This is a genomic window from Serratia inhibens (assembly GCF_003591175.1).
Taxonomy (GTDB): Bacteria; Pseudomonadota; Gammaproteobacteria; order Enterobacterales; family Enterobacteriaceae; genus Serratia; species Serratia inhibens.
Genome location: NZ_QYYG01000001.1, coordinates 1,528,058 through 1,544,878, shown reverse-complemented (window position 1 = coordinate 1,544,878; position 16,821 = coordinate 1,528,058). Strand labels below are relative to the sequence as shown.

General features: G+C 48.8%; 10 protein-coding genes. 5 read left to right on the top strand and 5 right to left on the bottom strand.

The features are described from left to right. Positions 1–431: 431 nt before the first annotated feature. From D4100_RS07325 to acpA, 3 genes are all read left to right on the top strand, one after another. Positions 432–9,119, top strand: a complete 8,688-nt coding sequence (locus D4100_RS07325) for a hypothetical protein (protein WP_119803815.1) — start codon at positions 432–434, stop codon at positions 9,117–9,119. Between the two features lie 161 nt (positions 9,120–9,280). Beyond that, positions 9,281–9,658: a DUF2165 family protein gene (locus tag D4100_RS07320; protein WP_244941642.1), complete on the top strand. Its 378-nt coding sequence runs from the start codon at positions 9,281–9,283 to the stop codon at positions 9,656–9,658. Positions 9,659–9,828: 170 nt separating this feature from the next. Beyond that, entirely contained in the window at positions 9,829–11,541 is a 1,713-nt protein-coding gene (gene acpA / locus D4100_RS07315) for an acid phosphatase (RefSeq protein ID WP_119803813.1), read from the top strand. A 22-nt stretch (positions 11,542–11,563) separates the two neighbouring features. On the opposite strand, the gene D4100_RS07310 is transcribed toward acpA, so the two are convergent. The 3 genes from D4100_RS07310 to D4100_RS07300 form a co-directional block, all read right to left on the bottom strand. Beyond that, positions 11,564–12,076, bottom strand: a complete 513-nt coding sequence (locus D4100_RS07310) for a GNAT family N-acetyltransferase (RefSeq protein ID WP_119803811.1) — start codon at positions 12,074–12,076, stop codon at positions 11,564–11,566. A 41-nt stretch (positions 12,077–12,117) separates the two neighbouring features. After that, entirely contained in the window at positions 12,118–13,335 is a 1,218-nt protein-coding gene (locus tag D4100_RS07305; RefSeq protein WP_119804121.1) for an FAD-dependent oxidoreductase, read from the bottom strand. Positions 13,336–13,406: 71 nt separating this feature from the next. After that, positions 13,407–13,988: a DUF4865 family protein gene (locus D4100_RS07300; protein WP_119803809.1), complete on the bottom strand. Its 582-nt coding sequence runs from the start codon at positions 13,986–13,988 to the stop codon at positions 13,407–13,409. Positions 13,989–14,093: 105 nt separating this feature from the next. Between D4100_RS07300 and D4100_RS07295 the strand changes: the two genes are divergently transcribed. Continuing rightward, positions 14,094–14,963, top strand: a complete 870-nt coding sequence (locus D4100_RS07295; RefSeq protein WP_073439246.1) for a LysR substrate-binding domain-containing protein — start codon at positions 14,094–14,096, stop codon at positions 14,961–14,963. Here D4100_RS07295 and sseA read toward each other — a convergent pair. Further along, positions 14,960–15,805, bottom strand: a complete 846-nt coding sequence (sseA, locus tag D4100_RS07290; RefSeq protein WP_065506078.1) for a 3-mercaptopyruvate sulfurtransferase — start codon at positions 15,803–15,805, stop codon at positions 14,960–14,962. The genes D4100_RS07295 and sseA overlap by 4 nt on opposite strands. A 102-nt stretch (positions 15,806–15,907) precedes the next feature. Between sseA and D4100_RS07285 the strand changes: the two genes are divergently transcribed. Then, positions 15,908–16,324, top strand: a complete 417-nt coding sequence (locus D4100_RS07285) for an NUDIX hydrolase (RefSeq protein ID WP_119803807.1) — start codon at positions 15,908–15,910, stop codon at positions 16,322–16,324. Here the strand turns inward: D4100_RS07285 and D4100_RS07280 are convergent. Further along, entirely contained in the window at positions 16,321–16,821 is a 501-nt protein-coding gene (locus D4100_RS07280) for a 2-thiouracil desulfurase family protein (protein ID WP_119803805.1), read from the bottom strand. The genes D4100_RS07285 and D4100_RS07280 overlap by 4 nt on opposite strands.

Sequence of the window (16,821 nt, the reverse complement as noted above, 5' to 3'; positions counted from 1 at the left end):
AGGGATGCTTACAGTACCAATGGAAAAGTCACTTGATGGGAAATATCTCTTGGCTGAGAAAAAGGCAAAGTGGCCTTAATCTGAGTAGCACCTGAATAGATAACCGTTAACTATCATGGCAGATCTGAAATAATATATAGCAGCACTTTAATTAGCAGGGGCGGCCTGTTTACTAATAACAATACTAAATTGGCATGCAAGATATCAGGCCTTATGGAAGCAGCTTATACATCAGAGTGGGCTGCCGAAAATCACGGAGCGCTGAATTCAGCTAGCACTCCGTGCTTTCAGTACTTCGTCCAGTGTGCTGACGAAATGGCTCCTCTGAACGTATTAGCTTGCAGATATTTGTAATAGTTCTGATGAATACGCTCTCGAAAAACTGCGGCGGTTTACTAAATAATAAATTCAATTGAGTAAAAGGAAGCGTTATGCCTTATTTTTATGATAGCGAAAATCCTGAGAGAGAAAAAAAACACCATTATGGCAAAGGGGTACTCGATGAGGAAAATGCAGAATTCGAGGAGGAAATTTATATTGACGCCGAGGATGTACTGTATTTCGATGCGCTGGACTTTTTCTCTGATCCTGCGGCGATTTTGCCATCGTCTGAAGGCCAGCGCATAGGCGATACTTCAGAGCCCCAAAGCACAGTAATTGCCCTCGTCAGGCATATTGTGGGTAAAACGCTGTTCAGTATCCAGCTGCGATTATTTTACCGTATGGCAGGCTTGGACGACCTTTATATCGATCTCCGTCGACTGGCGCAGAGTCATGAATCCTTCCCCGTTCGCCTGAAAAAACTCAGCGAGCTACTGGGTGAGCATAAGAACATTGTGCCTGAGCGCTATCGTCCCTTACTGCAACAATCCACTGAACTGACTCGTCTGGGTATCAACCTTTACCAAATTCTGGCTGCACGATCGGAAAATTTTTTTAGTGAGATGCGCAATTTTGCTGACAGGGCTGAAGATATGCTTTCTCTTGAGGTAGTCAGAGCACAGCTCGCAGCCCCGGTCCTCGACAAGCTGGCATTCGTCCCAGGGCAGTTGCGCAATGTGGCCAGCATTCTGAGTCTGTTGCAACTGATGCCTGCCGGGGCGTCTTTTGACGAATGGCTGCGGATGTTTGAACGGCAGACCATCCTGCCGGAATCAGTACGGCTACTGTTGTCAGAATACAGGGCGCTCTCAGATCAGCTGCAGGAATTGAGCGCAGATATCAGCGTAATTGGCGAACGCTATCCTTTCTCTGCAGAAGATAACTGGGGTCAGCGCATCAGTTGGGTACATCGGGTACTGAATGATCCGATAACAGCCGGCTATCTGGTCCCTCATCTGCCATCCGGTATTACGGAGACGGTAAATCTCAGCGTGCCGTTGATTCAGTTGGGCAGTCGCTTTCCTGCAGGCAGCTCGCTGGCTCAGCAACTGAGCTGGCTAGGACGGCAGGCCACCACGCCTGCTCCAGAACTGAGTCAGCTGCTGGCGCAGCGTCCGTTTAGTGAATTTATCGCCCCCCTTCGCGACCAACTTAGCGAGAGGATTGTCAATCCTGTCCTGTTTAATGCGCTGCTGACCCTGGCGGACCCGGCGCAGTCGCTTTGGGTTAAATCCATTAACATTACCTCTGTTTTTTTGAGCGGGGTCAACGCCCGTCAGGCCCTTTCTTATGCCGTGCGCACCAGCGTCAGTTCGTTTCCTGGGGGAACGCTGTTACTCAGCGGCTGGGACTGGTATCAGAGTCTGCCGGCAGGTCTGAGTTGGCAGGACACCCTGGCACGGTTTACCGGTGATCTTGTGGATGAAGTCAACAGGGATCCGCAGCGGCTCCGGGGCTTGCTTCCTCTACTCCCTGTTGGTATCAAGCAAAGCGCGGATGCGCTGTCAGCACTTATTACCTTGCCAGTGGGCAAGCCATGGCAAGAAGTACTGCGTTGGGCTTGCGGACAGCTAGGTGTGGGTAATGAGTACAACTGGTTCTATCAGCGCTTCGTTGATATCTGTCTGATTCGCGGCGTGTATGAAACATTGCAACAGGGTGATGCAATGCAGCGTGAGGGTATGTTGCGCGAATTGTCAGCCGGCCTGAAAGATTATCTGGCACTTCAGCCTGACTCGGCGTTAGTGGGCATGCTTGATATGCTGCCTTACCTGCCGCTGCTGGCCAGCATGCGTGAGGAAATGAGTACCATGCCGGCGACAAACAGTTGGTTCGGCTGGGCCACCAACCTGCTGTCGGTAGTGGAAAATCACCCACATCCGGTATTGAATGAGTTGCGGGAGAAACTGGAGGCGCAGACAGTCAATTATCTCAGCGACAGTTTGGTCGAGGGTATTGATACACTGTGGGCACAGTTGCCGGAGTTCAGCGACCCATTGCGTTTTCCAGAGGCGAGTGCGGTTGTCATTCCTGACGGCAGAACCGCGAGGATGCCCGCCTCCCGGCTGGAACCAGAAGGGCCGGAAAGTGCTGTGGAAGCGGTTCCCGATGACTTACGTCTCTATGTAGAAGGCGCAGGGATTGCCGCCATGTGGGTAGGCATTATTTATTTTTTATATAGAAGTTTGCAGAGTGAAAAGGGAATAAACGCAAGAAATGATCGGACGGGTATTCCAATCGACGATATAGAATTGAGTCAATTGTTCACAAATGCCGAAAATAACATTAAGACGGATAACCCAAGCGATGATACAGAGTTTGTTCAACTGGTCATAAATGCTGAAGATAATATCCCTGATGTACCTGGGAATCCTGGAAATCATAGAGTAATGAGATATGTTATTCCTGCGCTTGTTACTGTCGCAGGTATGGGGCTAACCGCGGGCTGGGTTTATAAAAATATCTTCTCCTCTGAGGAGGGAAATGAAACGGATCTACCAGGCCATTCTCTGGATGAAATCAGACTTTCTCCGGCCATGCTGATTTATATGTCAGAAGACATTGGAATCGATAATGGCGAAGGAATGGAAAATAGTGAAATTAGTAAGTCTGAGATTGATGAAATAGTCCATTCTTATAAAGAGTTTATTTCATCTCCAGAATTCGTGAAAAATAATATAATTGGATACGAAACAACCGCTGATACCGCAGTGAGAGAAAAAAGAGAAATCAGGAGTGGTGCTCAATCTTTGGGGCTTGAGGTTGCAAAACCGGATAGCAAAATTTCTAACGAAATAGTGAATTTTTTAGAGTTTCACTGGTATCAGACCAATGGTGACTTAACATTGACCGATAACCAAGTCACCTATAAAAGTAATGAATGGCTTTATAACTATGGAACCTATGCACTCCTAAAAATAAATCATCGCTATTGGATGGTAGAGAAATTATATTCATCACCAAACAAACCGAAAAAGATAATCTTGGTTAATAACGTAAATAATGAAAAGTTACCATTAAGTCTTAATAGAAATCATGTTTGGGAGTTAGATGAAGAAAGTGGAGATATTAAGGAAATAAACGATTTTATAAATAACCTACTGACATGGGAATTTTACCCTGAGTCTTTTTCAAAGATGATGAAGGATTTAATGAAAGGAATTGCTTTGTCCTCAATGGGAAACGATTTAAAACCGACCTTCAAAGACTTGAAAAAGATTTTATTTAAGATGATTGAATCTATTGTTTTAAAAAGAAAATATGCTGATGTAGCGCATGCTAATGAGTTTATTCAAGCGCTTTTTGAATTAAAAATTCAGCTCGGTGATGATATAGGATTTATAAATAAAGGCAATGTACATCATCAGGAAAATGGCAATGGCTCGATACTCGATTTGGTAATAACAGCTTATAATATTAATGATGTCAATGAAGATATTTATAACGAAATGATTATGCATTTTTTGTATGGACAAAGTAGTTATGATGATGTTTGTAGAACACTTGCTGAGGATATTTTAAATAAAGAAAAACTACGCGCCATGTATCAGGGATATATAGACAAAAATGAAAAAGATATAATTTCAATAACCAGGGAGTTAAACGGGATCGACAGTAAGTTTTCTGATATGGGATTAGGTAATTCTATGATGCAAAATTATAGGAAGCATGAAAAGACCAAACAGGAAAATTTGCTAAAAGAAAAAATTAACGCTCTAAAAGAAGATAAAACTGCAGCAGATTATAAGCTTCTACTGCCTTTGAACAATGCCAAGCTAGAAAAACTAACTGAAAAAAAGGAAGGGCTTCTGCTCTTTTGGAAGGACAACAGAGAATCACATAACAATTACTTAACAGGTATAGCAGCAGCATATGATAAAATGAAAAAGGAAGTTCCGGAAATGTTATCCCGGACAGGTAAAAAACGTTCTTTGAATAAAGCCTATTTGGTTTATTTATATTTTGTTATGGAGGAGTTAAAAGTTTATGAGTTAGCAGGAGAAAACTTGATTGATATAGATGTAACTGACCTAAAACAAATACAGGCTATGAAAAAATTCGTCTATACTAGTATTAGTCAGCAATTTTTTGCTGACGAGTTGGCGAAAAAAATACCTTATAACATTAATGAGATAATATGGCATAATGATCTGCGCGATATTACATCGGTGCATAATTATGCAACTAACATGATGTCAACACCTTGGCAGAAAATGCATGTTGATTTTCATTCTGACGTTGAGGAAAAACATACTGAAGAGCAAAGCTATACGTTTCTTTGCGCAATGCTATATTTTCTTAAAGAAAATAAAAAAACGACAAGTGAGCTTTCCTATACACCAATAATATATATCCTTAAGAGATATATTGAAGCAACGAAGGAATTAAATATCTTTAGTAAGGATAATAATCCTGAACCAGAAGGTTATTACACTCTTTCAGATATGAAATCACGGGATTTTTTTTCGAGTCAATATTATTATAATGAGCAGTTCAATATTTATAAAGATAGATTCCTTAATTACGATGCTGATAAATATGTTATAGATAGTTTGTTTATAAACGGGGTTTCCGTCAACTCAGCGCTGTCAAAATGTAAAAATTATTATTATTATTCTATCTCTGACGATGCATATAATTCCTACATTAATGTTGAGCAAAACCCATTGCGCTTTGGTCGTTTAGTAATGATACAACTTGACAATGATGACTGGATTTTCTTTGCCGATTTAGATGGGGCGATTGCATTTAAAAAATATACTCAACAAGATGTAACAAACAATATAACGCTTCGCGATCTCACTACTCCTCAGCAAAGCATGGGAGCCCGATACGTTGGCAGTAATAACGGGTATACAGAATTATATTCTAATAGATATTATCCTTATGATGAATTGGGGAATGTTGAAGAGACGTTTTCAGATAAGAAAATATCTTCATTTGATAAATTGTGGAAAAGTTTTTTTGGAAATGAAGTAATAGAGCCGCAATTAGAATACCGTTCAAATAAAAAGATAAATGGTAAAAATTCTTTCGAAGTTATGACTAGCGTTATGAAAGAAAACTTAACCGAGTTAAATGATGTTTATAAAAATGGGTTAGATAAGAAAAGCGGATGGCATATAACTGCGGAAATTCTCGTTCCTTTTTATCAGGTCATTTACAATGCCGTTACTGACAGGTATTACTCCCCTTCGGTATCGGATATAGCTTCGATAACCACTGATGTTATTTCAGTAGTGTCAATACTTCACAGTGTTGCTTCAAAATTAATTAAAGTTACAGATGATATAGTAAGAAAAATTACATATAAAATGGCCACTCTTAATGCAACAGGCATTAGTGGCAAGAATGCAATAAAGATTATTATTGCTGATCTACCCATTATACTAGGCAGAAAAATAGCACCCGAACTAGTGAAAATCCTGCTTTCTGCTGCGTTAGATGTTATTGACCCTCTGCCATACCCTACGCGAGAAATAATAAAAACCATTCATCGCTCGATTAAAAAATTTAGTTTGTACGATGCAAATGATTTTGTTAAAAATCGTATTTTTAGCATTAGAACTGACCAGGGTAGCAGTCGCACTGCTAAATTAAGTGAAAAATATGCGATCAAAAACTCCTCGGTGAAACTGGATGAAATGATATTTCATGATGAAAAAGGGAAATATAAAAATATTTATGAACTGCGAGAAATTAATGATAGACATTACTTTATTCGCCAGGATGAAGCTACTTATCAGGTTCGCTGGGACGATTATGCACATACATGGCGAGTAATAAATCCGGATAACCCGGGGCGTTTCATTTATGCTGTTCCGGTTATGCAGAAAAACGGTGCCTGGGTTACTCATTCTTATCTTCCAGGTTTAGGTGGCGGTAAAAACACCGACGATATATTTTCAGGTGCAAAAAAAGAATTCGTGATTGAAAATACACCTCAGGGGATAAATAATATCAGAGCCGCAAAGGAAGATTCATTAGTTAAGACTTTTGACATTGAAAAAGGCTATTATCTGCCAAATGCTAAATTTGATGTTGTTCCTGTTGGAACAGCGTTAAGAACTCATGAGTTAAATATCTCTGAGAAAGAAGCAATCAACGCCCTTACCACCATGATTAAAAAAGGGGTGAGTGTGCTTGAATTACTCAAGAAATATAATGGGAAAGATAAATTAAATCTTCAGGAAAAGATTAATCTCATGATTAGCTTTGCTGAAAATTCCGCTTCTACAATTAAAAATCCTGCTCTGGATAATATAGATGAACTACTTTCATATTTCGTATTGGTCGAGAAAACAGATGGAGGGGTAATAAAAGAAGAACAGGTTTATGGTTATATTTCACTGGGATATAGTACCGAAGAGGTATTGGATTTGCGATATCTTTTTGGTCACCCCTACACTATATTAAATAGCTCCATTGAATTTCGAGAGTTTGTTATTTCTGAGGGGTATCTTACGGACAGTGAGCTTGAGAGGTACAGAGTGAGGTCTATCTCTTCGCAGCTTACTCAGGGTTCTTTAGCTCAGTTGTTGGATTTTTATGGTCGACAGGAATTATCGGTGAAATTATTCAAAACGGATACGGTAACTCCGGTTACAGAAAAACTTGCTACCAGCTTCCAGAAAAAACTGGCGGACGTACTTCCTGACGAAATGACGGGTAATCAAACTCTGCTTGATGAAACCAGAAAAATGATAGCTGGCGTATCAGGGAAAAAAGTTCAACGGGATACTATATTCAATATTCTTAATGAAAATAAAAAAATAAAAATGGAACTTGCTGGATACACAAGAGATCCCGAGGGAAAGTGTAATTTAGCCACTGAAATAATTATTGAAGGATTAAAAAATAAAGGGTATGACACTCAGGTTGCCGGCGTTCTTTTTTATAAGTCACCTAGCGATCCGGCCCCAGGAAACCACTATGCAGTCATCGCTAGAAAAGGGAATGAATATCTTGTTATTGATGCGACCATTGAGCAGTTTATGAAAAGAGAAAATAGAGGGTATGAGTGGTTAATAAGCTCTTATGAAGAATGGTATAATAAATTGCGTTCTTCTGATAAATTGAAAAATAAAATAATTGTATCAAGTGAATACAGTTCTGTTATAAGTGCATCTTCTGATCTGGAGCGGCCAGGCGATCTGTCATGGCTAAATAGCAGATATATAAAAGACTCTAAATACAAGTTGATTAACCTGCCCGAGAAGTTTGCGCCTTTGATTCGTGATACTTATAAGAAAGACATGGAGTTTTTAAATAGCAAAAAAGGATTTAGCACCATAAATAATCTTGAGAAAGAGATGGTTGAAATTGAAAATAAAAAGAGAGTGCTTTTGAAAAGAGAAAAAGATCTCACTGATCAGGATAAACTAGTACCCAATAAAATTAAGGATGACATCATAAAATTTGAAGAAGAAATAGTTGATCTGCAAGACAAAGAGGATGTTTTTCAACGCGTGGAAAATATTATGTTTTTAGCTAGGAATCATACAGAGATAGCAATTTCTGATTTCACATTCAAGACACCAATCAGCAAGGGGCTTGTTTCAAAAATAAAAAATGTAAAAATAGGTAAAGATATTGTTCTTAATGATTTCGATTCAATTGATCATAACGGTATCGTAATGAAAGAGGGTGGGTGTTATTTGTCATTAGGAGGGAGTGGAAAACCTCTTGAAAATTATGATCCTGATGAAGGAACGGCAAAAATACTATTTGGAAGTGAAAGGGGTGATATTTATTTTAAAGAATCGAGTTGGGTGGAAGGTAGGAAACCAAGATCCGAAAATCTTCTTAAAAACATAAGTAAGGCCAATCCTGTTGCTGCATTTGAAGAGGGTTATATCGCAATTAATCATAATGAAATGCCTAAAAATACGCGATTGTCTCAAATATCTATGCTGGGTAGTCATGATGCGGGGACCTATGCATTCAGAAGAAAAAAAGGTATTCCTGGCAGCTTGGGAGAAGCTTTTCCATTTGCATTCAAAACCCAAAATCTGAACCTGAGAGAGCAGGCAGAGGCCGGTGCCAGATATTTCGATATTAGAGTTGCAGTGCGAAGTGACGGTTCTTTTGGCTTCTTTCACGGCCCCAGCGTAGCAAACGGAGATGCGGTTGCCGATATCAGGGAGTTATTAGCGTATGCAAAAAGTGATTCGAAAAACTTCTATTTAATAAAGTTTGTTTTTAAAAATGAAATACGTAAGAAAGGAACTATTACACCGGATTCAGACATTTTTTTAAACAAGGTTTTACAAGGTTATCGTGACAACATGATTACATTTAAAGATACATCAAGCTTGGCTATGGCGCAGGTTGGCTTGTTGGAAAAAGGGAAGTACTTGGGGGTTATGGTCAATGAATATCATGGTAATGAATGGCATTGGCAATACAAGGAACAGACCTATACTAGCTGGGCAAACAGTCCTGATGCAAAAAAAACGGCGGACTTTATCACTGCATTTCATGCCAATGCGTCACCTGAGGATAAATTGACAATTATCCAATCTAATATGCCGTTTGCTCATGTCGGAACCGGGGAGTTATCTCTGGGAGTGGAAAACAATTTGGGCAGGAGTTCAGAAACATTAGCTTCGGCTGTTGATAATATAAAACAACCTGGAATCATTAGCGCTGATTTCATCGGTGAAGAAAAAAGTGCCACGAAAAGATTTAATACGAAAGTGGTCTTAAATAATACAAAATTGTTAAGGCGGGTTTGATGGCGCTGATGCAAATAAACACATTTTATTTAAACAGGGTGAGCTATCACCCTTATCTGTAAAACGGAAATAATTCACCAAGGGGGTTATGATGTACTGAAATAGCACCGGCGTCATAGGTTATCTACAGCAGCTAGTAAAGATGCGCGGTCATTATATAAATGCGTAAACAGCTTATTGGGGTGCCTGGGCTGATGTGGCGCGCCATCACCGAGCCTTGGGCCGGGATGGTCGGGTTGGCGCTTATTACGCTGCTGGAATCCCTGGCCGGCATAACGGCAGCCTTTGGCATCGTGTTGATGGTGAAACATCTGAGCCACCCTTATGCGGCGTTTGCCAAAGGCAAAGCCTGGGCGATGCTGGGCGCGCTTTGCGCGATCGCGGTGTGGGGCCTCGGTTTTATGGTGGTGGCCGGCGACTGGTTTATGGCCTGGCAGGCCAGGGACAACCCGCTGGCGGTACAGTTGGGTGCGCTGCTGTATATGCTGCCCAACGCGCTGACGTTAATGCTATTGATGGTGCAACGCGACGCTCGCTAGCCGGCAGCCAGGTGGGAGAGTGATTAAACTGCGGCAATCCTCGCGAAATTGTTGCCAAATGCTAACCTGTCGCCCACTGTCACATTTCGTTCATAACTGTGCCCTAGCATAATGTCTCTTAAATAAATTTATAACAAATCAACAAGTTAAAAATTTTAGAGGGAAGGCACATGAGCGATAAACCGTATAACGATCTGCCGCCGTCCGCGGGCGACAACGAACAACAACCCGCTAACCCGGCGCGCCGCCGTTTTCTGGCGGGGGCGACGGTGCTGAGCGTCGGCGCCACCCTTGCGCCGCTGGCCAATGCTGCCGGTGATGGCAATAAGAAACTGTTGTTGAGCGGCCTGCCGGACGGTGCGCAAAATCCGCTGCTGCGCCGCCATGTGAAAAACGTGGTAGTGATCTACGCCGAGAACCGCAGCTTCAATAACCTGTTCGCCAATTTCCCCGGCGTGGAAAAACCGCTGTCGGCGCTCAAGCCCGAAGAGTACCAGCAGCGCGATCGCGACGATCGGCTGCTGGATACGCTGCCGCCAATCTGGAAAGGGTTGGTGCCGAAGGCGCAGGAAGTCGGGCACGTGAATTACAGCATTGGCGAGGATGCGGTATTCACCAATCAGTTGCCGAATCAGCCGTTTGTCTTGACCGGGCCGCAAGGGGAGAACCTGCCGCACGGCGTGGTAACGCGTGACCTGTGGCATGTGTTCTATCAAAACCAGATGCAGATCAACGGCGGTAAAAACGACAAGTTCGTCGCTTGGGCGGATTCCGGTGCGCTGACCATGGGCTACTACGGTGACGGCGCCTATAACCTGCGGCTGTGGACGTTGGCGCAGGAATTCACCCTGTGCGACAACTTTTTCCAGGGCGCCTTTGGTGGCTCCTTCCTCAATCATCAGTATCTGATCTGCGCCCGCCCGCCGTTTTACCCCGACGTACAAAACTCCATCGCCAAAGAGGGCATTTCCCAGCTTGAAAGCGATGACGCAGCCGACCCGCGTCTGAAGCCACTGGGCGATTCGCCGGCCAGCGCTTCATTCGGCATCCCGCTGTTTGGCAAAAGCTTGCTGACGCCGGACGGTTATGCGGTAAACACCATGGCGCCGCCGTACTGGCCGTCGTGGACCCGGGATGAAAAAGACCCCGCGATGGCGGATGCCACCCAGCCCAATGTATTGCTGCCGCAAAAGCACACGCACATCGGTGACCTGCTTAATCAGAAAGGTGTCGACTGGGCGTGGTACGCCGGCGGCTGGCAGTATGCGCTGGACAACCGCAAGGATCAGGGCGATTTTCCCGGCGCGCCGGACTTCCAGTATCACCATCAGCCGTTCAATTACTTCGAAAATCTGGGGCCGGGCAACCCACAGGCCCGCGAAGCCCATTTGCGCGACGGCGGCATTGGCGACTCACCGGCCACCAACGCATTTTTGGCGGCGGTAGAGGCAGGCACACTGCCGCCGGTGACTTTCTACAAGCCGCAGGGCAACCTTAATATGCATGCCGGTTATTCCGATGTGGAAGCCGGCGATCGTCATATCGCCCACATCATCAACAGCCTGCGCAATGGCCCGCAGTGGAGCAACAGCGTGGTGGTGATCACCTTCGACGAAAACGGCGGCTGGTGGGATCACGTTGCGCCGCCGCAGGGCGATCGTTGGGGGCCGGGATCGCGCATTCCGGCGTTGGTTGTCTCGCCGTTTGCCCGTAAAGGCTATGTCGATCACAAGGTATACGATACCGGCTCGATCCTGCGCTTGATCAGTCGGGTATTCGATCTGCCGACGCTGGAAGGGGTGGCCGAGCGCGATAAAGCGATGGCGGAACGCGGTCAAAAACCGCTGGGGGATTTGACCGACGCGCTGGAGTTTCCGGCCTGATAGGGCGGGGCAAGCGCTGCGATTACAGCGCCTTGTTCATGTACCACAGGTCGATCGTGCCTTGCGCACTGGTGTAGCAGGTTTCGCCGCAGATCTTCAGCCCCTGACGCTGGTAAAAACGCTGAGCGCTGGTATTGCGTTGCAACACCTCCAGCCACAGCATGGGTTGTTGCCGTTCAACCGCCCGTTGTTGTACCTGTTCAAAGAAAAGTTGGCCGTAACCCCGGCCGGCGTATTCCGGCAGGAAATAGATTTTCTGCAGCTCTGCGCCGGCGGTTTGCGTCGGCGCCAGCAGGCTGTTGAAATTCAGCCGCGCATAGCCCACCAGATCCTCGCCTTCATAGCCCAGCAGCCAGCAAATGCCCGCATCCGGCAGCGTTTTTTCTAACGCCTCAACCGCAAAGTCTTTCGCCAAAAAAGCGTCCAGTTCCTCTTTAGAGTGCCAAAGCTCGCCGAAATGCGCTTGATAGGTGCGAATACCGACATCGCGAACCAGCAACAAATCACCGATCAAAGCCTGACGAACAGTGAACATAGGGAGCCTCATGGTAAGTGGAGAGCGATAAGTATAGCGCGTTAGTTTTCAAGATGTTTAGGCGTTTCCCGGCGAAACCCCAGGCCGATAATGCGGCCGAACAGGTGCGGCAGCCAGCGGCTGTTGCCGACGCGGCTCATCAGGCTGGAGCCACCGCCGGCACGCCGTTTTTTCGGCCTGCGCTGGCTCATCTTGATCTGCAGAAACTGGGTGGCTTTGGTAGGGAAATTACGTCGGCGCTGCACGCGGTGCAGGTGTTTCAGCTGCAGGCAATGGCTGCGCAGCGGCGGAATAATACTGTTGGCGGTGGCGACCGCATCCTGAATCGCCAGATTTACCCCGACGCCGCCAATCGGCGACATGGCGTGTGCGGCGTCGCCGATGCACAGCACGCCGGGTTTGGCCCAGCGCTCGAGTCTGTCGATGCGAATACTCAACAGCTTTACCTGTTGCCAGCTTTGGATGTCCTGCAGGCGATCGTCCTGAAACGGTGCCACTTCGGCGATGTGCAGTAAAAACTTCTCCAGGCCGTCTTGCTGAATTTCCGCAAAGCTGCCCTTATCGATAGAATATCCGCACTGCCAATATTCGCCCCGGTCGATCATGATGAAGTTCTGCTTCGGGCCGGTGTGGCCCATCGACCAGGCCGGATCGCCGGGTTTTTTATCGAGTTTCAGCCACAGCACATCGCGCGGCGAGCCAAACGCGCGGCTGCTGAATGCCGCCTGTTCGCGCACCACCGAGTTGCGCCCGTCGGTACCGACCACCAACTGACAGCGCACGCGGATCGGGCCTTCGGGCGTATCCGCCAGCACGCCGCATACCTGACCGCGATCGTACAGCAACTGGTGCGCCTGCGCCGATTTGATCAGCGTGAATTCAGGAAAGGCCGCCGCCTTTTCTGCCAGAAAGTTGAGGAACTCCCACTGCGGCATGAACGCGATAAATTTGCAGCGCGTCGGCAGCCGGGTGAAGTCTGCCAGCGTGATATCGCGTCCGGCGATCTCGGCCTGCAGCCTTTCTGCGCGTTGGTGCGGCAACGCCAGCAACTCATCGAGCAGGCCAAGCTGATGCATGATGTCCAGCGTGGAAGGGTGAAGGGTATCGCCGCGAAAATCGCGCAGGAAATCGGCGTGCTTTTCCAGCACCGTTACGTTAATGCCCGCCCGTGCCAGCAGGTAGCCGAGCATCAGCCCGGCGGGGCCACCACCGACGATACAGCAAGAGGTGGCGTAAGGTGTGACAGGCGACTGTGACATAGCGGTGGCCCTGACGATCGGCATCCTGCGGATCCTGGTTGAATGACTTTATTTGATAATGATTATCAATATCAAGTCTGGCTGTCAACCCGCGGTACTGTGTGGTCAAAGGGGACGGAAAGGTGGCCAACCCGGTAGCACTGGGTGCCGGGTTCCGGTGTCAGCGGCAATTCCCGCCACAGGTGCAGCCGCACCAACTGCCAGGCGGCGGGATCAAACGCCACTATGCTGGCCACGGCATTGCAGTCCAGGGTGGATAAGTCGACCTGCTGCCGGCGCAGCGCAGCCAGATCGCTGTAAGGTGCAATCGGCAGCGTTTGGCGCGTGGCGCAGGTGGCTTCGGCGAGCCTTTGGCGGTCAAAATGCGTCAACCACGGCAGCCAATGGGTCACCTGCGGCCAGCCAAAGGCCTGGCTTACGCCCCTGAAGCCGTCGCCGGTCAGAAAATCGCTCATGCCGGCACTGCTGTTCCACAGATAAAACGGCGCATAGAGATTTTCGCCGCTGTGCTCACCTTTCTGTGCATAGAGATAGGCTTTAATCAATAACTGCGGACAGTTATCCAGCAGGTGGCCAAAACGGCTGATGCGGTCGCGGATAATCGCCATATCGTAATCGGCGGGCAGAGAAAAGTTGTATTGCATGGCAAGCATGATGATTCTCCTGAAAGGCATTGACCCGGCGAGCATGACACGCCATCTTTATCAGTAAAATCGGCATTATTTTGACTAATGGTTCTTGAAAACGGGATGGTCAGCATGGGGCGAGTCACCTTCGATCTCGACGATCTGCGCAGTTACGTTACCGGCATTGAGTTGGGCAGCTTCGCCAGGGCGGCGGAGCGGCTGGGGCGTTCGACCTCGGCGGTTAGCGCGCACCTGAAAAAACTGGAGCAGCAGATCGGTGCGCCGATCTTGCGTAAATCCGGGCGCGGTATGGTGATGACCGAGGCCGGTGAAACGCTGCTGGGCTATGCCCGGCGGTTGCTGGAACTGAACGACGAGGCTGCCGCTGCGGTGCGCGGGCTGGATTTACAAGGCACCGTGCGGCTTGGGTTGCAGGAAGACTTCGGTGAAACCTTTTTACCTCAGGTGCTGGGTAGCTTCACCCGCGCCCATCCGAAGGTGCGCATAGAGGCGCGCATCGCCCGCAACGCGGAGCTGATCGACTGGGTGCTGAAAGGGCAACTGGATTTATCGCTGGCGTGGGACGGCGGCATCAGCACGCCATTTCAGCAGGATTTGGGCCGCCGGATGATGCATTGGATCGCCTCGCCGAACTTCGATCTGAGCCAGTGGCAGGGCGGTGATGAACCCTTGCCGCTGGTGATGTTCGACGCCCCTTGCCTGATGCGCAGTGCGGCGACCAACGCGCTGGATCGCGCCGGTATCGCGTGGCGCATCGCCTTCACCAGCCGCAGCCTGAACGGCGTGTGGGCGGCGGTCAGCGCCGGGCTGGGGGTCACGGTACGCACCGATGCCGGGTTGCCATCGGGATTACTCCGCCTGGCACCCGGTGCCTTGCCGGCGCTCAGCCACATCGGCGTGGTGCTGCACCGCGCCGAAGAAAACCCCTCTGCGGCTATTGGGCGGTTGGCGCAGATCGTGGCCGAACGGATCGACGGTTAGTCCTGTTCGATCGGTTGGTTGCCGCTCAGCGCACCCCATTCGGTCCAGGCACCGTCATACAGCTTCACCTGCGGTGCATCGAGCGACAGCAGGCCAAACGCCAGCACCGCGGCGGTGACGCCGGAGCCGCAGCTGGTGACGATCGGCCCGTTGATGTCCACCCCTTTATCGCTGAAGGTTTTCTTCAGCGCTTCCAGCGATTTGAAGCGGCCGTTTTCCAGCAGTTCGCCGTACGGAATATTGATGCTGCCGGGGATATGGCCGCGATGCAGTCCTGGGCGTGGCTCCGGCGCTTCGGCGTAAAAACGCGGTGCGGCGCGGGCGTCCAAAATCTGCACCTCCGTGTTCAACGCCTGTTCCACCTGTTGCATATTCACTACTGCATCGGCGTTGAAGCGGGCGTTAAAGGTTTGGGGGTCAGGCTGTGCCGGGCCGGTTTCCAGTGCCTGGCCCAATGCGGCCCAACCGTTCAGGCCTTCGTCCAGCACGTAAACCTGCTGCGCGCCAAAGTTGCGGAAGGTCCACCAGCCACGCGGTGCGGAAAACTGATTGCCCTCGTCATAAAACACGATGGTGTGCTTATCGTTGATACCCAGCTTGCCCGCTGCCGCGCTGAATGCTTCCGCCGTCGGCAACATGTGCGGCAGGGCGGTGTTTTTGTCGGCTACGTCGTCGATATCAAAGTACACCGCGCCCGGTATATGGCCGCGTTCAAACTCGGCGAGCATATCCTTTTTCGGCACCAGGCCGACCGGGGACATCCTGACATCGACCACCACCAGATCTTCATCGTTGATATGCTGTGCAAGCCATTGTGGGGTAACCAGAAACGGAGAGTTCATCGCTATTGTTCGCCTGTCGTGAAAACGGATTTTCACTATACACCAGCGGGCAGAAGGATGAGGTAATATGATTGGCAAACGGGCGGAGAATCATGAGGCGTAATGGACAACGACAGCTTCGGCGGCGCCAAAATCGCGCTGCTGTGCGGCGATAGCCTGCTGACCTATCGGCGTGATGACAAAATCGGTATCCCCTGGCCCGGCTGCTGGGATCTGCCCGGCGGCGGGCGCGAAGGCGATGAAACGCCGCTGCAATGCGTGCAACGCGAAACCTTCGAGGAATTTGGCCTGCGTATTGCCGCTCGGCAGGTGAGCCGGCAACAGCGCCATGAGGGTATTCTGGCCGGCTACCCAGCCACCTGGTTTATGGTGGGCGAAATCACGCCGGCGCAAATTGCCGCCATTCGCTTTGGCGATGAGGGACAATGCTGGCAGATGATGGCCATCGACCGCTTTATCGCCCATCCACAGGGCATTTCGCACTTGCAGCAGCGGCTGGCGGCGTATCTGCGCCGCTAGCTCCGTTCCGTCGCCTCAATCCGGGCGATCAGCGCCGTAAGCTGGCGATCGGAAAACACTTCTATGCCATGCCGGCGCAGCAACTCGGCGGTAACGCCGCTGCCGGGTTTGGTCTGGCCGCTGAACGAACCGTCATAGATAAACTGGCTGCCGCAGGATGGGCTGCCGTCGGTGAGCAGCGCAAAGCGGCAGCCGTGCCGCCGCGCGGTTTCCAGAGCCAGATGGGCGCCAAGCAGATAGCTGTCGGTGACGTCGCCGCCGCCGGCCTCCATCACCCGCGCCTGCTGGGCGAGTACGCTGGCGCCATTGGCGGCCGGGGTGATTTCTGCGCTGGGGCGCGGGGTGGAAAAACCGGCGGCCAGTTCCGGGCAGCAAACCACCAGGCGGCCTTCGCGCTGCCAGCGTTGCAGGGTCGCGTTGACCAGCGGTTTGTCGGAGCCGTTATAGCGAACTTTAAATCCGGCCAGGCAGGCGCTGAATAAAATCTTTTGCGGCAT